Source organism: Thioclava sp. F42-5 (genome assembly GCF_002213195.1).
Taxonomy (GTDB): domain Bacteria; phylum Pseudomonadota; class Alphaproteobacteria; order Rhodobacterales; family Rhodobacteraceae; genus Thioclava; species Thioclava nitratireducens.
In genome coordinates this window covers 820739-839596 of sequence record NZ_NBNZ01000001.1, presented here as the reverse complement: position 1 = coordinate 839596, position 18858 = coordinate 820739, and the positions used below count along the sequence as shown (strand labels likewise).

Genomic DNA, 18858 nt, shown 5'->3' with positions numbered 1-18858 from the left:
TTCCCGGACTTCTCGGAACAAGATGAAAAGATATGAAAAAATGTACCCGAACAAAAAGTTCGGAATGTCTTATGTTAATCGCCTAAACTTTTTTGCCGACGCTCCGCCATCGGGCGGAACTGCGCGCTTCAAGGGGGCGTTGAGCGGACGAATATTTCAGACGTGACAGCCGTCACCATTCGTTCAATCCGGAGGTTTTTTCAGTCATGCCCGCCCGTCTCATCGTCGTGTCCAACCGCATTCCCTCCGAGGCGACGCCCTCGGGTGGGCTCGTGGTGGCGCTCCACGAGGCGCTGCGCGAAAAGGGCGGCATCTGGATCGGCGCGCATCCCGAAATCGGGTCCGAAGAGCCCGCCCTCATCGATATGGGGGGCACCCAATACGACAAGCTCGCCTTCCGTCTGACCGAGGAAGACCGCGAGGCCTATTACCTCGGCTTCGCCAATTCCGTGCTCTGGCCGATCGCGCATCACCGCACCGATCTGGTAGAGATCAATCGCAGCTTCGACGAGGGCTACCTCCGGGTGAACCGCCGTATCGCGCAGCAGATGGCCGAGGTGATCTCGCCCGAAGATCACATCTGGATTCACGACTACCATTTCTTCCCGTTGGCCGAGGAGCTGCGCAGCCTCGGCGTAACCAATCGCATCGGCTTTTTCCTTCACATCCCTTTCCCCAACATCACCGATCTCGACGTGTTGCCCGATCCGCCCGCCTTCGCGCGCTGGCTGGCGCATTACGATCTCGTCGGGTTGCAGACGCGGGCCGACGTGGCGCGCTGTCTCGAGATGTTCCGCGCCGATCCGAGGGCAGAAATGTTGCCCGACGGCGCGATCAAATTCGGCGCGCAGGAGGTATCCGTCCGGTCCTTTCCGATCGGTATCTCGGCTGAGAGTTTCGCCCGGGCGGCGCAGGACTGCGCGCCGCCGCCCGCGCACGAATTGTTCGGCGACGCCTATGTCATCGGCGTCGACCGGCTCGACTACTCCAAGGGGCTGCCGCAACGCTTCCGCGCGTTCGAACGCTACCTCGAAAGCTACGACACGGGGCCGCGCGCCTCGCTGGTGCAGATCGCCCCGCCGTCGCGCGAAAGCGTGCGGGCCTATCAGGAGATCACCGCCGATCTGCAGCAGATCGCGGGGCAGGTGAACGGACGCTTCGGCGAGGTCCATTGGGCGCCGATCCGTTTCCTGCACCGCCCCGTGCCGCGCGACGAGATCGCGGGGTTGCTGCGCGGCGCACGAGCCGCGCTCGTCACGCCGCTTGCGGACGGGATGAACCTCGTGGCGAAGGAATATGTCGCGGCACAGGACCCGGAAGATCCGGGCGTGTTGGTGCTGTCGCGGTTCGCTGGCGCCGCAGAGGACATGACCGAGGCCCTGCTGGTCAACCCGCATGACGTCGACGAGACGGCGGCCGCGATCCGCCGGGCGCTCACGATGCCGCTCGAGGAGCGTCAGGCGCGCCATACCGCCTGCCTGAAGGTAGTCGAGGCGACCGATACGCGGATCTGGGCGCGCAGCTTCCTCAATCGGCTCGCCGCCTGCACACCCGCGTTGCGCATTACCGGGCGCGCCGCCGAATGGCTTCGGGACGAAGAAGAGGGCCGGGAATTCGACCCGCGCGCGCGCCGCTCTATTTCAAAGGAGGAGGTCTGATATGACCATGATGTCACGAAATCTGGAGACGACCGCGTCGGAGGAGGGCGCGCTCGTCCTGATGCTTCATCCCGGGAATTGCGATCTCGAGTGCCACGGCGCGTTCATCGAGGCACTGAAGGATGACCGCTCTCACATCGTTTGCCTGTCGCAAGAAGGCGGTGGGCGCGGGGCGCTGATCGCCCAGCTCGGCGCTTGTGGCGCGACGCCGATCTGCGCATCCTTCCTGACCTATAAAGACGAGGCGCTCTCCGATCCGGAAGAGCATGGCTCGATCGCGCATGTGCTGTCCTACATCATGCAGGCGCATGGTTTGACGCGCATCTTCGTGCCCAAGCACGATGGCGATCACGCGTGCCATGCCGCAATCGAAGCAATCGCACAGAACCTGTCGCGTATCACCGGAGCGCCGGTCATTCACGCCGACGATCTGCCCGCGGAAAGCGACCTGGTCGCCGGTGGCGGCGATCCTGGCGGGAGCGGCTCGATCCTGAGCGCACATGCCTGAACGGGTTCTGTCCGGGGCCGAGCGCTCGGCCAAAGAACAAGCCGCTCGCGCATGAAGCTGCGCGAACGGCCCGGGATCGGCTCGTCGAAAAGCGGACCCTCGACAGGCCTCCCTAATGCTCGGGGCTTTGCCTGAAGCCCGTCACTTGGGCATGATCACCTTGTCGATCACGTGGATCACGCCGTTGCTGGCTTCGACATCCGCCTGCGTGACGCTGGCGTCGTCGACCATGACCGCGGGGTCGGTCTTGATCGTGACTTCCGAGCCCTGCACCGTCGCGGCCATCATCCCGTCGCTCAGATCGCCGGACATTACCTTTCCGGGCACGACGTGATAAGTCAGGATCGAGGTCAGCTTGTCCTTGTTCTCGGGCTTGAGCAGGTCATCGACGGTGCCTTCGGGCAACGCGGCGAAGGCCTCATCCGTGGGCGCGAAGACGGTGAAGGGGCCATCGCCCTTGAGCGTGTCGACGAGACCCGCAGCCTGCACGGCGGCCACGAGCGTCTCGAAGCTGCCTGCGTTCACGGCGGTGTCGACGATATCCATTCCGCCATGATTGTCGGCATGGGCGGGGGCGGAAACGAGCGCCGTTCCGGCGAGGACAGCGGCCATGAAGGTTCTTCTCAGCATTCTCTTTCTCCCTTGGTTGGATCGTTGGCAGATCCGATGTTGGATCATGTGAGAGATACGGGAGATGCGCGGTATCGGATCACGCGCGGCTCGCAATTTTGCGCGGATTTGTGATGTCGCGTGATCGCGGGCGTTCGAAGCGGTCAGCCGTCGAGAAGATGGAGCAACTGCGCCTCGGCGCGGCGCAGCCCGTCCACCGCCGGAGCGTCCTGAGCGAGGCTGGTGAGCGTCTTCGGCTCGGTCTCGCTCAGTGCAATTACCTCGGGGTGGATATAGGAATTGCGCGCGATCGCCGGCGTGTTGTGAAGGCGCGCGGCGGCAGCCTCCGCCATCACCTTGATCGTCACGCGCCCGTCATCCGCCTGCCGCATCGCTGCCTCGAGCGCCGCCGCCGATCCGTTCCACGTCCGGAAGGTCTTCGCCGTCAGCCCTTCGGCCCCGGTGCGATCAGTGAGGAAGGCGTTCACCTCCTCGGAGCGCACGGAGTGGGGCTCCCCCGCCTCGTCCAGCCACGTGATCAGCTCGGCGCCCGGCAAATCGTCGAGCCGCGTCAGGGCGCGTTCCAGCGTCTTGTCGCGGAGCTCGCTTTCGACCTGCGCGCCACCCTTGCCGGTGAAGGAGAAATGCAGCGTGTCCCCGTCGAGCGTCATATGCGCGCCACGCAATGTCGTCGCGCCGAAACTGCGGTTCTCGCGGGCGTAATCGGCATTGCCGACGCGGATCGCGGTCCGGTCGAGCAGCGCCAGAACCGCGGCCAGCGCGAAGGCCCGGTCGCCCGGATCATGGCCGCGCAGATCGTTCAGGATCGCGCGACGCAGGCGTGGCAGCACGGTGCCGAATTCCGCGAGCCGGTCGAATTTGCGCTGCGCGCGAAACTCGGTCCAGTCAGGGTGGTAGCGGTATTGCTTGCGCGCCCGCGCGTCGCGCCCCGTCGCCTGCAGATGCCCGTTCGGACGTGGTGAAATCCAGACGTCCTCGTAGGCGGGCGGCACCGCCAGTGCCTCGATCCGCCTACGCTCGGCACCGCGCGCGATGGTCGTGCCATCCGGGGCGGTATAGGTGAACCCGCGCCCGCAGCGCCGGCGCGTGATGCCTGGTCGGTCATCGGGATAATAGACGAGATCGGGCAGATCTTTCATGGGGCGAGAACGCCGGGGGTCTCGGCGCAGTTCCCCGCGTGTCGCGCCTATCGCGGGGCTTCGCGCAAGTCATCGGGGCGGTCGATATCGTGCAGCGTTCCGGGCGGCAGCGAAATCCGTCGCAGGTCGGGGGCGCGGCGCAGCAACGCCCCGGCGCCGCGGTCGCCTGTCAGCCGCAAAGCCGCGCCGAACAGCCTGCGCGGGATCAGCGCGGGCGGTGCGAGGCGGCCCTCGGAGGTGGCCATCCTCGGATGCGGCCCGGGTGTCGCGAGAAGCTGGCGCAGATGCGCCCGCGAGACATTGGGCATATCGCCAAGGACGATCAGGAGATGGCTGGCCCCGCTGGCGTGCGCGGCGCGGATCGCGCGATGCAAGCTCGCGCTCTGGGCGCGGCCCGGTCCGATGCAGAAAAGGTCGAGGCCCGCGCCGCGGATCTCCTTCGGAAGCCGGGGGCCGCGGGTGATCGCGGCACGTCGGGGGAGGCCAAGGCCCCGCAGCGTTTCCGCGGCACGCAGCACGAGCGCGGCCTCTCCGCCGGAACGCGCGGCCAGCTTGTCACGGGCACCGAAGCGCCGCGACGCGCCCGCCGCAAGAACCACGCCCATGATCTTGCGCGCCAAGCTTCAGACCCGCGCGAGTTGCAGCACTTCGGCCAGCACGGAGACCGCCAACAGCCGCGGCTCGCGCGCCTGTTCGATGAGGCCGACCGGACCGCGAAGCCGAGAGATCGCGGCTTCCGAGAGCCCTTTGCGGCGCAGCGCCACCGCGCGCTGACGTGCCGTTCGGCGGCTTCCCTGCGCGCCGATGAAGAACGCGTCGCTTTCCAGAAGCTGCGCGAGGATCGGGATTTCCCGGTCGTGATCGTGGAAGAACAACAGCGCCGCCATGCGTGGATCGGGCGCGATCTCGCCAAGCGGGTTGCTGCGCCGGAATTCGTGGCTCGTCACGCCGGGCAGGGTCACCGGTTCGGGCATGACGAGATCGGCCTGATAGCCCGCCCCCGCCGCGAGCTGGGCAAAAGTCTCGGCTTCGATCCCGGTGCCGAAGACCACGAAACGCGGCTCAGGCACGAGATGCAGGCTCAGATCGGTCTCGGGCTGCGGCGCGAGCGTCAGAACGCCCTGCGCGCCCGACAGGTGTAGCGAAAACGGCATGCGGGCAGCGACCGCCTTGGCCATCCGCTCTTGATCGGAGACCGGCGGGGCAGGGATCACGGCGATGTCGAGCGCGCCGCCGCAGGGCAGCACGAGGTCGATGAAGGGCGAGCCTTCGCCGTAGCGCAAGTGCCGCGGGCAGCCGTCCTGTGCGACCTTTTTCAGATGCAGCTCAATATCGGCATCGATGCAGCCCGCCGAGAGATGGCCCCGGATGTCGCCGCGATCGTCGAGGCTCATAGCGGCACCGAGGGGGCGGTAACCCGCCCCCTCGATCCGCGTCAGAATGGCCAGCGCCGCCAACCGTCCCGGCGCGGGCAGCGGTATCTCCGCCATGCCGAGCCGGGTTTCAGTATGTGCGCGCGCGCGGAGCGGACTACCGTCCATCAGCAAACCCCTTGAGAACCTTGTCCGGCGTGGCCGGATAGTGATGCAGCCGAATGCCCGTCGCGTTGTGGATCGCGTTGATCACCGCGGCGCCGGAGCCCGAGATCCCGAGCTCGCCGACGCCCTTCGACTGGATCGGGTTGGCCTCGTCGTCGCGTTCGGGCAGGAAGACCACTTCGATGTCGCGCGGAATATCCGCATGCGAGGCGACATGGTAATTGGCCAGATCCCGGGTGACAATATGGCCGGTGCGCGGATCGTGACCAAGCTCCTCGAGCAATGCCGCGCCCACGCCCCAGACCATGCCACCGACGGCCTGGCTGCGCGCGGTCTTCTCGTTCAGCACGCGACCGATCCCGAGAACGCCGAGCATCCGACGCACCCGCACCTCGCCCGACACCTCGTTCACGGCGACTTCAACGAAATGCGCGCCATACCCTGCCGAGAAGTGGGTCTCGGCGGTTTTGCCGCCCTCGATCCTGCCTTCGGCGCTGATCGGATCGCTGAGCAGATCCACCAGCTTCGCGCTCTTGCCGTCGCCGGAGACCTCGCCGTTGCCGAGCTTAAGATCCTCGATCCGGCAGCCGAGCTTGTCGGCAAGCTGTTCGCGGATCTTGCGCGCGGCGAGGAAGACTGAAGACCCAGACGACGACGCCCCGAAGGAGCCGCCCGAGCCCGACGCGCCCGGCAGGTCGCTATCGGCCAGATGCACGGAGACCTTATCGATCGGCAGGCCAAGCATCTCGCCCGCGATCTGGCCGAGGATGGCGTAGCTACCGGTACCGATATCGGTCATGTCGGTCTCGACCAACGCACCGTCCGCGCTGAGCGTGACGCGCGCCGCAGAGGGCACGAGGAAGTTCGACCGCCCGGCGCCCGCAACGCCCATGCCGATCAGCCATTCGCCTTCGCGGCGCGTCCCTGTCTTGGGGCGCTGGTCCCAGCCGAAGCGCTTCGCGCCTTCGCGCAGGCTTTCCTCCAGCGCGCGGGCCGAATAGGCCTGACCGGTTTCGGGATGCTTTTCGGGTATGTTGCGCAGCCGCAGTTCCACCGGGCAGATACCCAGCTTCTCCGCGAGTTCGTCCATCGCAGTCTCCATTGCGAAGGTGCCGACCGCTTCACCGGGTGCGCGGACCGAGCCCGAGGGCGTGCGGTGATTGCGAGAGATATGCTGACGCATCACCCGGTTGGGCGCGGCATACATGAAGCGGCTCGCGGCATTCACCGGTTCGGAGAAGGCTTCCTCTTCGAGATTGGAGACTCGATCCTCGTGACCGATCCCGGTCAGCTTGCCGCTCTCGTCGGCGGCGAGACGAAGACGCTGCCAGGTCTCGGTGCGGCGCAGCACGGCGTCGAAAACGGTCTGACGGCTCAGCACGATCCGCACCGGGCGTTCGAGCTCGCGCGAGGCCAGCGCCGCCGCGATATGTTCCGAAGAAATGCCCAGCTTGGAGCCGAACCCGCCGCCCACATAGGGCGCGAGGATATGCACCTTGTCCGACTCGACGCCAATCGCATCGGCCAGCTCCTCCTTGTTGAATCGCACCATCTGCAGCGACCCATGTAGAACAAGGCGACCGTCCTTCCACTCGGCGATACCGGCATGCGGCTCCATCGCCGCCGAGACGTGACCAGCGGTGGTGTATTCGATATCCACCGACTGCGCGGCCTTCTCCATCGCGGCGTCGAGGTCGCCCTGGATGCTTTCGCGGCCCTCGTTCAGTTCGAGATCCACCCCGGCCGGGTCGACCGGTGCGCCGGGGTTCTGTTCGTAGCTGATCTTGATCCGGGCGGCAGCATCGCGCGCGGTCTCGAAGCTTTCCGCGACCACGAGGCCGATCGGCTGGCCGTGATAATCGATGCGGTCTCCGGGCTGCACGGGCGACGCACCGGCCATGCCCTGCGCCGGGTTGCGCACGAATTTCGGCCCGTGGAACAGCCCGACATATCCGGGCAGTTTCTTCGCTTCGCTCTCGTCGAAGCCGGTGACCTTGCCGCGCGTGATTGTCGCGCGCAGCATCACGCCGTGGACCATGCCTTCAAGCGCGAATTCGGCGGCATAGGGCGCGGTGCCGGTGACTTTCAGCTTGCCCTCGGGACGATCGAGCGGAGCGCCGACCAGACCCTGATTGGTTTCATCTAGCAGCCGCGGCTGCGCTTCATCCATCGTGAACGTGTCGCTCATGCCAGCGCCTCCACCTTGTCCGTTCCGGTCGAGGCCGGGGCCATGCCCGTCGCCTCGCGCATCACCGCGACCAATGCGCGGCGGGTCATCTCGCGTTTGAAATCGTTGCCCTCGTCGGTGACAGCGTCGGCCAGCAGCACGTCGGCGGCCCTGCCGAACAGCTCCTCCGAGGGGGTCTCGCCTTCGAGCATCGCGTTGACTTGCGCATCCGCCCAGGGGCGCGCGCCGATGCCGCCGAAAGCGAGCGAGGCGGTCTTGATCGTCTCGCCGTCCATTTCGACCACGGCGGCGACCGAGACGAGCGCGAATGCGTAAGAGGCGCGGTCGCGGATCTTGCGATAGCTCTGCGTCGCGTTCGGCTGCGGGGCAGGGAGGATCACTGCGGTGATGATCTCACCCGGCTCGAGGCAGGTCTCGATCTCCGGGGTTTCGCCGGGCAGCTGATAAAGCTCGTCCAGCGCCACGGTGCGGGTCGCTCCATCGGTGCCACGGATTTCCACCTGCGCATCGAGCGCGCGCATCGCCACCGCCATATCGGAGGGGTGGGCTGCGCGACAGGCGGCCGAAGTGCCCAGGATCGCGAGCATACGGCTTACGCCGCCCTTCGCGGCGCAGCCCGCACCGGGGTCGCGCTTGTTGCAGGCCATTGCGGGATCATAGAAATAGGGGCAACGGGTGCGTTGCAGCAGGTTGCCGCCCGTGGTCGCCTTGTTGCGAATCTGTCCCGAAGCGCCGGCGAGCAGCGCGCGCGACAGCACCGGATAGGCGCGGCGCACCTGCGGATCGGCCGCAAGGTCGGCATTGCGCACCAACGTGCCGATCTTCAGCCCGCCCTCATGCGGCTCGATCTTGTCCAGCCCGTCGATATGGTTGATGTCGATGACCGTCTCGGGGGTCATCACCTGCAGCTTCATCAGGTCCAGCAGGTTGGTGCCTCCGGCGATGAACTGCGCGCCGTCACCCGCCTTGGAGGCCGCGTCATCGAGTGCGTTGGCGCGGAGATAATCGAAAGGTCTCATTATTTCTCCTCCGCTTCGGCGACACGCGAGATGGCCTCGCGGATGAAGGGATAGGCCGAACAGCGGCAGAGATTGCCGCTCATGCGTTCTGCGATTTCGGCATCGGTCAGCTCCGATTTTCCGGTGAGGCTGTCGCTGACATGGCTGGGAGCGCCTTCCCTGGCCTCGGCCAGCATGCCCGTCGCGGACATGATCTGACCCGGTGTGCAATAGCCGCACTGGTAGCCGTCGCAGGAAACGAATTCCTGCTGCAGCGGGTTGAGGTTCTCGGGCGTGCCGAGCCCCTCGATCGTCGTGATCTCGGAGCCTTCATGCATCACTGCGAGGCTCAGGCAGGAATTCACCCGGCGGCCATCGACGAGCACCGTACAGGCGCCGCACTGGCCATGATCGCAGCCCTTCTTCGAGCCGGTGAGTTGTAGATGATCGCGCAGCGCGTCGAGCAGCGTCACGCGCGGATCGAGGTCGAGCGCGCGCGCCTCGCCATTGACGTGAAATGAAACCTTCATGGGGTCCCCCTTGTCCGGAATTCGGGCTTGGCGCAGCCATCTGGGGAGGCAGGCGCTCAAACCGGCTGAATGTGGAACACCGCGCGCGCGGCACAGGTTCCTGAGATAAAGCCCTCACGTTGCGGTGAGGGCTTTGCGGACGCGGTTCGCGTCTTGGGCGGGGGGCGCGGTCCGTGCCGCGCCGCCCGGCCTGTGTTTTGCGCCGCGATCAGTTCTGCGGCAGCGCGTAGACGGCCACCAGATCACCCACGGCGGGCTTCAGGATCGAGTTGCCGCCCGAGATGAAGGCCACGTATTCGCGCCCCTTGTACTCGTAGATCGCCGGGTTCGCGACGACCGGGGCCGACAACTGCGAGGACCACAACTCCTTGCCGGTCTGGATGTCGTAGGCGCGCGCCTTGGCATCCATCGTCGCGCCGATGAAGATCAGCCCCGACTTGGTCACCGCCGGACCGCCGATCGTGGGCGAGCCCATGCTCTCTGGCATGAAGAACCCGTATTTCTGCGAGCTGCCCAGCGGCTTGCGCCACTTGACGTCGCCGGTGTGCATGTCGATCGCGACCAGCTCGCCGAAGGGCGGTTTCCAGCACGGCATCCCGAGCCAGTTCAGCGCGTTGCCGAGGCTCATGCCGTAGGGCGCGCCTTTCTGCGGGTAGAAGCCCGCTTCGTTGCCCGAGCCGCTGGCGTTCTTCTCGTAGTTCTGGCGCTCCCACAGTTTGATGTACTGCACGATATGCGAGGTGTTCACGACCGCGATCTGAGCGTTAGGATCGAAGGCCACGCCGCCCCACTGCACGCCGCCCGCACTGTCGGGATAGGCCAGCGTGCCTTCGCCGGTGGTGGTCGGGGGGGTGTACATCCCCTTGTAGGTGAGGTTGTCGAACAGCTTCGAGCAGGCGCCGCCGGAAACTAGATCGGCAATCCCCCAGACCTCCGGCTTTTTCGACTGGTCGAGAAGCGGCGCCGGTTTGGTCGGGAAGGGCTGGGTCTTCGCATAGACCTCACCTTTCACCGTGCCGTCGCCTTGAGGGACGGGACGTTCCTCGATCGGCCAGACATCCTCGCCGGTCTCGCGGTTCACGACGAACAGGAAGCCCATCTTGGTGCCCTGCATCAGCGCCGGGATTTCCTTGCCGTCGACGGTGATGTCCATCAGCGTCGGCGCGGAGTTGATGTCATAGTCCCAGATGTCGTGGTGGACCCATTGGCGCGACCAGACGACCTTGCCGGTATCGAGATCGAGCGCGGTGGTCGAGGTTGCGTAGGGGATTTGCTGCGTTCGGTTGCCGCCCCAATAGTTCGGCGAGGGCGAGGCCACCGGGAGGTAGACCATGTTCAGACCCGGATCGACGGACATCGCGGTCCAGACATTCGCGGTGCCGGTCTTGCGGCGGATGTTCTCGGGCAGGGTCTCGAAGGACCATTGCAGCTTGCCGGTCTGCGCATCGACTGAGAAGACCGCACCGGGAGGAGCTTCGGCCCATTCCCAGTCCTGACCGGCCCAACCGAGGATCAGGTGATTGCCCGCAACCGTCGGCGGCTGCAGCACCGAGAGCGGGAAGCGGTCGTTGACCGTGTTCCACTGGTTCACGTCCAGCACGCCGTCCTTGCCGAAATCGGGGCAGGGCTTGCCGGTATCGGCGTCGAGCGCGAAGAGCCGCGCATCCATCGTGCCGATATAGACGATTTTCTGACAGACCTTGCCCGCGACCGGGTTCTCGGCTTGCCAATAGGCGACGCCGCGGTTCTTCAGCGCGGGCTGGGTCAGCGCCTCGAGCTTGGATTTCGTGTCGAAGGCCCATTTCTGCTCGCCCGTGGCCGGGTCGAGCGCCAGCACGCGGTAGAAGGGCGTGCCGATATAGAGCGTATCATTGGCGAAGATCGGCGTGGCCGACCAAACGGTCGCGGGCTTGTCGCCCGAGCCATCTGAGACGTCGCCGGTATGGACCTGCCAGACCTTCTCCAGATCGCTCACGTTGTCGGGATTGATCTGGGTCAGCGGCGAATACTTCTGTGCGGAGAGCTGACCGTGGAAGCTGTTCCAGACGGGCTTCTCAGGCACCAGCGGTTTGCCGTTGCGCTCGCGCGTGCCGCTGGCGAGCATCGGCTGAGCGACGCTATCCGCCACCGGTTTGGCCTGACCCGTGCTGGCCTCGGGGCCCGAAGGCGTGGACTCGTTGGCGGCAGGGTCGTTGGTCTGCTGGTTCTGATTGGTTTGGGTGTCGGATTGGGTGCCCGTGCCCGTGGAACCCGTCTCCGTGGAACCGCTGTCTGCGGTAGCGCCCGTATCGGTGTTCGTACCGGCGCCCGTGCCGGACGTGTCCGATTGCGTGCCTGCATCCGTGGTTGCCGTATCCGTGCGCGACGTGGTGCCGGTATCGGTCGTGCCGCTGTCGGCTGCGGGTTGGGTCGTCGTATCTGTTGCGGTGCTGTCGGTCGCGGTCGTGTCCTGCGCGTACCCGGCGGCCGCAAAGAAGGCGAGGGCGAAGGCGAGCGAGACGGTCTTGCGGTTCATGCGTAAGCTCCTTTCGAACGCGCGCCCCGGCTCGAGGCGATGTCGTAAATGAGGCCGATCAGCACGACGCCCATCGCCGCGATCAGCCACCATTCATGCAGGAAATAGCCAGCTGCAGCGGTGCCGATCAGGCCGAGCGCCACGAGGACGCGCAATGTCGTGCGGATTCCGCCCGGCTCTGTCATCTGGATCGCGATCCCTGCGAGAGCGATCAAAACGGAGGAGGCGATCACCAGCCCTGCGCCGAACGTGCCGGTCACGCCGGTCATGGGGGTGACGTAATTCCAGATCGCGATGGCGGCGCCGACGAGCGCCCCCAAAACAGTCAGGATGCTGCGTGGCCGTGACGCTGAGCGGGAATGTGCCAACGGAACTCTCCTTGGTAGGTGCTTTATCGCCCAACGCGCGGTGTGTCTTTTGAGGTCCATGAAAATTGAACTGATTTGAGCCCCGGGCGCAGGAACGCGCTTGGCACGGGTGCCTCTGCCGCTTTGGTGGCCAGCATGCGAGAGGATGCAGCAGCACGAAAAAGCGGGCGGAGCGATTTCGTCGCCCCGCCCGCCGCGGTGTCGTGAGAGATGTGCGCCCCTATTTCAGCGCTGGCGATATTCGCCCTGACGCTCCAGCATCCAGCCGGGATATTCCGCGGGCAGGGCACTGAGCTTGTCGAGGCTCTCCAACTCCTCCGCGTCGAGCGTGATCTTCGTCGCGGCGATGTTGTCGGTCAGTTGGTCCTCGCGCTTCGCACCGACGATGACGCTGGTGACTACTTCCTGATGCAGAAGCCATGCCAGCGCGATCTGCGCCACGCTCGCATCGCGCTTCTCCGCCATCGGACGCATCGCGTCGATCAGGTCGAAAGCGCGGTCCTTTTCGACCGGCGGGAAGTCGAAATTGGCGCGGCGCCCGTCGGAGCCCTTGCCGTCGCGGTCGTATTTGCCCGACAGCAGACCGCCTGCGAGCGGGCTCCAGACCATCAGGCCCATGCCGGTGTCGCGCAGCATCGGCACCACTTCGCGTTCCAGATCGCGCCCGGCGATCGTGTAATAGGCTTGCAGCGACAGGATCGGGGCGAGCTTGCGGGCCTCGGCGATGCCGATCGCCTTCATCACCTGCCACGCGGCCCAGTTCGACAGGCCGATATAGCGGATATGGCCGTGCTGAACGAGCGTGGTCAGCGCCTCCAGCGTTTCCGAGATCGGCGTCATCGGGTCGAAGCCGTGGATCTGATAGAGGTCGATATGGTCGAGCTGCAGCCGCTCCAGGCTCTGCTTGCACTGCTCCATGATGTGATAGCGCGACGCACCGCGCTGGTTGATGCCTTCGCCCATCGGGCCGAGCACCTTGGTCGCGATGACCACCTCGTCGCGGGCGATACCGAGATTGCGCAGGCTCTGGCCGAGGATGCGCTCGCTCTCGCCACCGGCATAGACATTCGCGGTGTCGATGAAGTTGATGCCCGCGTCGATCGCGGTCTTCACCAGCCCGTCGGCGTCATCCTGCCGCAGCTGGCCGATCTGGCCCCACATGCCCTCCGACCCGCCGAAGGTCATCGTGCCGAGGCAAAGTTCCGAGACGAGGAGGCCGCTGGGGCCGAGAGGTCTGTAACGCATGGATCGCTCCTTTCGCATCTGTCGGGGGCCCGGTTCGGACGGCCCCTCTGGTCCGGGTAGATGGGGCGCGCCGCGCTCGCGGCGAGCGTCGCAGGGTAGGGCTGGCGCGCACGATCGTGTCATCGCGCGAGAGGGCGGAGGCGTCAGTCCTTGGCGCGCTCCAGCTTCATCGGCGTGAACCACGGGGTGAGGATCACCGCCGTCGCGACAACGAGCGCGTAGCCGATCGCCGACATCATCGCGCTGCGATAGGCCTCGTGATCGCCCTGATCCGCGCCGCCCAACATGCCGAAGAAAATCCCGCCCATGATCGCGATCCCGAAGGAGATTCCGACCTGACGGAGCGCCTGCACCGCACCCGAGGCCGAGCCGCTGTCATTGCTGTCCGCCGACGAGAGCGCGACCTGGAACAGCGGCGACACGGTGTTGCCCATGCCGAAGCCGCCAAGGAAGAACCAAGGTGCCATCCGCCACCAGCTGATCGCGTCGCCCATTGACCAGATCGCCCATAGCTGGCCCGCAAAGCCCGTCGCGAGCAGCATGCCGCCTCCGGTCACGCGCCAGCGTATCCAGCGGTCCCCGAACCAGCCGGTCGTGGCCGAAGCAAGCAGGACGCCGACCGGGAAGGGCGTCGTCGTCAGGCCCGATTGCAGCGGGGTGAGCCCGTAGCCCGCCTGCAGGTAGAGGGCGATGGTGAAGAAATAGCTCGGCACCGCGGTGAATAGCGCCGCGTTCAGAAGGCTGCCCGACAGGAACGAGCCGGAACGCAGCAAGCGCATCGGCAGAAGCTGCGGGGCTTTGCGCTCTTCCTGATGGCGTTGCCAGCGGATGAAGATCCAGCCAAGGACCGGGGCCGCGAGCATCATCGGATACATCCATCCCTGCCAGCCGATCGACGGCGCCTCGACTAGCGGGAACAGCAGCGCCAGCATCGCCACGGCGGCGATCGCGATGCCCACCTTGTCGATGCCCAGCTTGCGGTTGCCCTGTCCCTTGGGCACCAGCATCAGCGCGGCGATGAAGGTGGCGATGCCGAGGGGAATGTTCACGAGGAAGATCGGACGCCAGCCGAGCCCGTAGATATCGGCGGTGAGCAGGAACCCACCCATGATCGGCCCTGCCACCGAGGCCAGCCCGGCGGTCAGCGCGAACAGGCCGAAGGCAGCGCCGCGCTGCTCCGGCGGGAACAAGCGCGGCACCAGCGCCAGCGTCTGCGGCGTCATGATCGCGGCACCGACGCCCTGCGCGATGCGTGCGGTGACCAGCGTGCCGATGCCCGGGGCGATGCCGCATATCAGCGAGGCGGTAGTGAACAGCGCGATACCCGAGACGAACAGCTTGCGCCGTCCCAGCAAGTCGCCCATCCGTCCCGCCGGCAGCAACAGGATCGCGAAGGAGAAGGTATAGCCCGCGACGATCCACTCGATCAGGTTCGGCGGGGCCGACAACTCTTCCTTCATCGACGGCAGGGCGACGTTGACGATCGTGATGTCGATCAGGTTCATGAAGTTCGCCAGCAGCAACACGGCTGCGGCGGCCCAGCGGCGGGTGGGCGAAAGCGGGGATGCTTGTTCGGGTTCGGCCATTCGGAGTCCGTTCTGTCGCGGCTGTAACGCCAAGGGTAGCTAGCGGAGGGGCGAAGCTGGTCAATAGTGGGTCTTTCGGAGGGGTCACGCGGAACAACTTTCGAGTGTGTCAAAATACATACGCACAGGGGCGCGCGAGTGGATGCATCGCGGGCGCAGGGATTCGAAGGGGAACGGCGCGGGGAGGCTTGGGTGCGGGCAACGGGGCTTGGCGTTCGTTGCGAAAAAAAAGGGCCTCGCGCAAGTTTCAAAAAGATTTCCCGGAGGCCCGCGAAATGCGCTCTCACATGGGTGTGAGCACCGTTACGTCAGACTTGCGCCATGCCGCGATCATGCCCTTGATGCCCTATCAACGAAAAAACGGGGCCCCGCGCTCGCCTTAACGTTGCGCGCGACCGGACCCCGGAAATGGAGGTATCCCTTGAAGTCGATTGCCGCGATCTCCGCTTTTGCCCTGATGTTGGGCAGCGCCGCACCCGTTCTCGCCCAGTCGAGCAAAGTGCCGGAAGGCACCAAGCTCGCCGCTGACCAGACCTTTACCTATTGGCTGCAGGACGATCTGAAGACGCTCGATCCGGATCTGAGCACATCGAAGGACGGTAACGACGTTCTTCAGCAGATGTTCGAAGGTCTCTACCAGCAGGACGATCACGGCAATCTCGTGCCTGCGCTCGCCAAGAGCTACGAGGTCTCCGACGACAAGAAGACCTACACCTTCCACCTGCGCGATGAGAAATGGTCGAACGGCGATCCCGTCACCGCGCAGGATTTCGTCTACGCATGGCGACGCCTCGCCGATCCGGCGACCGCCTCGCAATACTCGTGGTATATCGAGCTGATGCAGGTGAAGAACGCCCATGACGTGATCGCGGGCGACAAGAAGCCGAGCGAACTTGGCGTGAAGGCGCTCGACGACCATACGCTGCAGGTCACGCTCGACAGCGCGATCCCCTATTTCCGCCAGATGCTCGTTCTGTCCTCGACCTTCCCGGTGCCGCAAAAGGTCGTGGAGAAATACGGTTCCGACTGGACCAAGCCCGAGAACATGGTCGTCAACGGTCCTTACAAGCTGAAGAGCTGGAAAATCGGCGACTCGATCGAGCTGGTGAAGAACGACGCTTATTACGATGCCGCGAATGTCACGCTGACCGATCTGAAGTTCATCCCGATCCAGGACAACGACCAGGCGCTGACGCGCTACGAGGCGGGGGAGCTGGACTTCGTGCAGACCCCGGCGGGTCAGTATCCGCGTCTGAAAGATGAGTATCCGGATGCCGCGCACGCTCCGCCGCGCTCCTGCGTCTACGCCTACCGCTTCAACGTCGGCCCGAACGGCCCCGAGGCGCTGAAGGACGTGAAGGTCCGCAAGGCGCTGTCCTACGCGATCAACCGCGACATCATCGTCGACAAGATCCTCAAGGGCGGCCAGAAACCGGCCTATACCTGGACCCACTGGGCGACCGCGAACTTCAAGGCGCCGGACGTGGCTTATGCCGACATGACCCAGCAGGAACGGATGGACAAGGCCAAGGAGCTTCTGAAGGAAGCCGGCTACGGTCCCGATCACCCGCTGAACCTGCGGATCATGTACAACACCTCGGCCGACCACAAGAAAATCGCGATCGCGGTGCAGCAGTTCTGGAAGCAGATCGGCGTGAAGTCGACGCTCGAGAACTACGAGTGGAAGGTCTATCTCGACAAGCTCAACGGGCAGCATGACTTCGACGTGGCCCGCACCGCATGGTGTGCCGACTACAACGAGGCCTCGACCTATCTCGACGTGAACACCTCGTGGTCGGATCAGAACTCGGGTCAGTGGTCGAATTCCGAATACGACAAGTTGATGAAGGACTCGAAGACGGCGGAAGATCCGCAAGAGGACTATACCAAGGCGGAAAAGATCCTCGCCGAGGACATGCCGCTCGCGCCGATCTACGCCTACTCGCTGCCGATGCTGCTGAACCCGCAGATCAAGGGCTACCCGTTCGATAACGTCCAGCTGAACTGGTACGCGAAGAACATGTACAAGGTCGCAAAGTAAGCCGGCTGAAACGATAACGGGCGGGCCGCGCGATCGGCCCGCCCGACCTATTTCGGGACACTCTTATGATCGTCTACATTCTCAAGCGTCTCGCCATCGCGATCCCGACGCTTCTGGTGCTCATCATCGCGAGCTTCCTCTTGATGCACACGGCGCCTGGCGGGCCGTTCTCGTCGGAGCGGGCCGTGCCGCCCGAGGTGCTCGCCAATCTCAACGCGAAATACGGGCTCGACCAGCCGCTGTGGAAGCAGATCGCGACCTATCTGTGGAACGTGGTCGCCCATTTCGATTTCGGGCCGTCGTTCTCGTATAAGGACCGCTCGGTGAACGACATCATCGCGCAGGGCTTCCCGGTCACGCTGACCTACGGCTTCCTCAGCTTCATCGCCGCCGTTCTGGTAGGCGTCACTCTCGGCGTCACCGCCGCGATCAAGCGCAACTCGTGGCTCGACTACCTCGCCGTCGGCATTTCCATCGGCGCGCAGGTGCTGCCGAACTTCGTGATGGCGCCGATCCTCGTGCTGGTGTTCACGCTGTCGCTGCACTGGCTGCCCGGCGGCGGCTGGAGCTTCGACGATCCGCGTTTCTGGATCATGCCGGTGATCGCGCTCTCGACCTCCTACATGGCATCGATCGCGCGGATCACGCGCTCGTCGATGCTGGAAACGCTGAGTTCGAACCACATCCGCACCGCGCGGGCCAAGGGTCTGCCGAAGCGCAAGATCATCATGCGTCACGCGCTGAAACCCGCGCTGCTGCCGGTGATCTCCTATCTCGGTCCGGCGTTCGTTTCGATGATCACCGGCTCGGTGATCGTGGACGTGTATTTCACCACCGGCGGGATCGGCAAAAGCTTCGTGGATAGCGCGCTCAACCGCGATTACGCGGTGATGATGGGGATCACGATCCTGCTGGGCACGCTGACCATCCTGTTCAACCTTGTCGTCGATATCGTCTACGGATGGATCGACCCGAAAATCCGGTACTGACATGGTCATAGACGAATCCAAGATGACCTCGCTCGCCGAGGCAACGAGCCGCGAAGACGTGGCGGGCCGCTCGCTCTGGGCGGACGCGCGCCGGCGGTTCTTCAACAATAAGGCCGCGATTTTCGGGCTGGCGCTGCTCGTCTTCGTCGTGGCCTTCGCGCTGTTCGGCAACCTGATCGCGGCGTGGAACAATTCCGACATCGACTACAACGTGATGGGCGATGCCACGGCCTCTGCGCCGTCCTTCGCCAACGGCCATTACTTCGGCGCCGACGATCTGGGCCGCGATCTGTTCGCGCGCACCGTGCAGGGCACGCAGATCTCGCTGTTGGTCGGCGTGATCGGCACGCTGATCGCGGTGTCCGTGGGCACGGTCTATGGCGCGATCTCAGGCTATTTCGGGGGCCGCGTCGACGGCTTCATGATGCGCCTCGTCGATATCCTGCTGGCGATCCCTTACATGTTCGTGCTGATCCTGCTGCTGGTCATGTATGGCCGCTCGATCGGGATGCTCTTCGTGGGCGTCGGGTTGATATCCTGGCTGGAGATGGCGCGGATCGTGCGCGGCCAGACGCTGACCCTGAAGAACCGAGACTATGTCGAGGCCGCGCGCGCCATCGGCGTGCCGGCCCCCACGATCATCCGGCGCCACATCCTGCCCAACCTCGTGGGCGTGGTGGTGGTCTTCGCGACGCTTCTGGTGCCGCTGATGATCCTGACGGAGAGTTTCATCTCTTTCCTCGGGCTCGGCGTGCAGGAGCCGCAGACCTCGCTGGGGGCGCTGATCTCTGAAGGGGCGGGGACGATGAGCTACGGCACGCTGTGGCAGCTGGCCTTCCCGCTGTTCTTCTTCGTCACCACCCTGTTCGGTTTCTATTTCGTAGGGGACGGGCTGCGTGACGCGCTCGACCCGAAGGAGCGCTGA

The 18858-nt window shown here is 65.0% G+C and carries 16 protein-coding genes; 5 read left to right on the top strand and 11 right to left on the bottom strand.

Annotation, left to right across the window (positions count from 1 at the left end; genetic code table 11):
- Positions 1-206 precede the first annotated feature (206 nt).
- Positions 207-1658: a trehalose-6-phosphate synthase gene (locus B6V74_RS03770; protein ID WP_088721981.1), complete on the top strand. Its 1452-nt coding sequence runs from the start codon at positions 207-209 to the stop codon at positions 1656-1658.
- Position 1659: 1 nt separating this feature from the next.
- Complete coding sequence (locus tag B6V74_RS03765) at positions 1660-2166, top strand: hypothetical protein (RefSeq protein WP_075776299.1); 507 nt, start codon at positions 1660-1662, stop codon at positions 2164-2166.
- A 141-nt stretch (positions 2167-2307) separates the two neighbouring features.
- Here the strand turns inward: B6V74_RS03765 and B6V74_RS03760 are convergent, their stop codons facing one another.
- From B6V74_RS03760 to B6V74_RS03710, 11 genes are all read right to left on the bottom strand, one after another.
- Positions 2308-2796, bottom strand: coding sequence for a fasciclin domain-containing protein (locus B6V74_RS03760; RefSeq protein ID WP_075776298.1), 489 nt, complete (start codon positions 2794-2796; stop codon positions 2308-2310).
- 143 nt (positions 2797-2939) lie between these two features.
- Entirely contained in the window at positions 2940-3935 is a 996-nt protein-coding gene (locus B6V74_RS03755; protein ID WP_088721980.1) for a DNA topoisomerase IB, read from the bottom strand.
- 47 nt (positions 3936-3982) lie between these two features.
- The gene (locus B6V74_RS03750; protein ID WP_088721979.1) at positions 3983-4555 is read right to left on the bottom strand and encodes a nucleotidyltransferase family protein; all 573 of its coding nucleotides are present in this window, start codon (positions 4553-4555) and stop codon (positions 3983-3985) included.
- Between the two features lie 3 nt (positions 4556-4558).
- Complete coding sequence (locus B6V74_RS03745) at positions 4559-5476, bottom strand: XdhC family protein (protein ID WP_088721978.1); 918 nt, start codon at positions 5474-5476, stop codon at positions 4559-4561.
- On the bottom strand, positions 5466-7661 hold the full coding sequence (locus B6V74_RS03740; protein WP_088721977.1) for a xanthine dehydrogenase family protein molybdopterin-binding subunit: 2196 nt from the start codon (positions 7659-7661) through the stop codon (positions 5466-5468). The genes B6V74_RS03745 and B6V74_RS03740 overlap by 11 nt, the downstream gene beginning before the upstream one ends.
- Positions 7658-8680 carry a xanthine dehydrogenase family protein subunit M gene (locus B6V74_RS03735; RefSeq protein WP_088721976.1) on the bottom strand — a complete coding sequence of 341 codons (1023 nt, stop codon included), beginning with the start codon at positions 8678-8680 and terminating at the stop codon, positions 7658-7660. The genes B6V74_RS03740 and B6V74_RS03735 overlap by 4 nt, the downstream gene beginning before the upstream one ends.
- Entirely contained in the window at positions 8680-9189 is a 510-nt protein-coding gene (locus B6V74_RS03730) for a 2Fe-2S iron-sulfur cluster-binding protein (RefSeq protein WP_088721975.1), read from the bottom strand. Before B6V74_RS03730 ends, B6V74_RS03735 begins: the two co-directional genes overlap by 1 nt.
- Before the next feature lie 208 nt (positions 9190-9397).
- A complete protein-coding gene (locus B6V74_RS03725; RefSeq protein ID WP_240497039.1) occupies positions 9398-11704 on the bottom strand; it encodes a pyrroloquinoline quinone-dependent dehydrogenase in 2307 nt (768 codons plus the stop codon).
- Positions 11701-12072, bottom strand: a complete 372-nt coding sequence (locus B6V74_RS03720; RefSeq protein ID WP_075776291.1) for a hypothetical protein — start codon at positions 12070-12072, stop codon at positions 11701-11703. The genes B6V74_RS03725 and B6V74_RS03720 overlap by 4 nt, the downstream gene beginning before the upstream one ends.
- Before the next feature lie 225 nt (positions 12073-12297).
- Positions 12298-13317, bottom strand: coding sequence for an aldo/keto reductase (locus tag B6V74_RS03715; RefSeq protein ID WP_088719135.1), 1020 nt, complete (start codon positions 13315-13317; stop codon positions 12298-12300).
- 143 nt (positions 13318-13460) lie between these two features.
- Entirely contained in the window at positions 13461-14903 is a 1443-nt protein-coding gene (locus B6V74_RS03710; RefSeq protein WP_088721974.1) for an MFS transporter, read from the bottom strand.
- A 421-nt stretch (positions 14904-15324) separates the two neighbouring features.
- On the opposite strand from B6V74_RS03710, the gene B6V74_RS03705 reads away from it, so the two are divergent.
- From B6V74_RS03705 to B6V74_RS03695, 3 genes are all read left to right on the top strand, one after another.
- Positions 15325-16944 (top strand): peptide ABC transporter substrate-binding protein, encoded by a 1620-nt coding sequence (locus B6V74_RS03705; RefSeq protein ID WP_341865727.1) that lies wholly within the window; start codon positions 15325-15327, stop codon positions 16942-16944.
- 65 nt (positions 16945-17009) lie between these two features.
- On the top strand, positions 17010-17933 hold the full coding sequence (gene oppB, locus B6V74_RS03700) for an oligopeptide ABC transporter permease OppB (RefSeq protein ID WP_075776288.1): 924 nt from the start codon (positions 17010-17012) through the stop codon (positions 17931-17933).
- Position 17934: 1 nt separating this feature from the next.
- On the top strand, positions 17935-18858 hold the full coding sequence (locus B6V74_RS03695) for an ABC transporter permease subunit (protein WP_075776287.1): 924 nt from the start codon (positions 17935-17937) through the stop codon (positions 18856-18858).

Bases quoted from the DNA above. Each gene is read 5' to 3' on its own strand.
- B6V74_RS03770 (WP_088721981.1), top strand. From the start codon at position 207: ATGCCCGCCCGTCTCATCGTCGTGTCCAACCGCATTCCCTCCGAGGCG.
- B6V74_RS03765 (WP_075776299.1), top strand. From the start codon at position 1,660: ATGACCATGATGTCACGAAATCTGGAGACGACCGCGTCGGAGGAGGGC.
- B6V74_RS03760 (WP_075776298.1), bottom strand. From the start codon at position 2,796: ATGCTGAGAAGAACCTTCATGGCCGCTGTCCTCGCCGGAACGGCGCTC.
- B6V74_RS03755 (WP_088721980.1), bottom strand. From the start codon at position 3,935: ATGAAAGATCTGCCCGATCTCGTCTATTATCCCGATGACCGACCAGGC.
- B6V74_RS03745 (WP_088721978.1), bottom strand. From the start codon at position 5,476: ATGGACGGTAGTCCGCTCCGCGCGCGCGCACATACTGAAACCCGGCTC.
- B6V74_RS03740 (WP_088721977.1), bottom strand. From the start codon at position 7,661: ATGAGCGACACGTTCACGATGGATGAAGCGCAGCCGCGGCTGCTAGAT.
- B6V74_RS03735 (WP_088721976.1), bottom strand. From the start codon at position 8,680: ATGAGACCTTTCGATTATCTCCGCGCCAACGCACTCGATGACGCGGCC.
- B6V74_RS03730 (WP_088721975.1), bottom strand. From the start codon at position 9,189: ATGAAGGTTTCATTTCACGTCAATGGCGAGGCGCGCGCGCTCGACCTC.
- B6V74_RS03725 (WP_240497039.1), bottom strand. From the start codon at position 11,704: ATGAACCGCAAGACCGTCTCGCTCGCCTTCGCCCTCGCCTTCTTTGCG.
- B6V74_RS03715 (WP_088719135.1), bottom strand. From the start codon at position 13,317: ATGCGTTACAGACCTCTCGGCCCCAGCGGCCTCCTCGTCTCGGAACTT.
- B6V74_RS03710 (WP_088721974.1), bottom strand. From the start codon at position 14,903: ATGGCCGAACCCGAACAAGCATCCCCGCTTTCGCCCACCCGCCGCTGG.
- oppB (WP_075776288.1), top strand. From the start codon at position 17,010: ATGATCGTCTACATTCTCAAGCGTCTCGCCATCGCGATCCCGACGCTT.
- B6V74_RS03695 (WP_075776287.1), top strand. From the start codon at position 17,935: ATGGTCATAGACGAATCCAAGATGACCTCGCTCGCCGAGGCAACGAGC.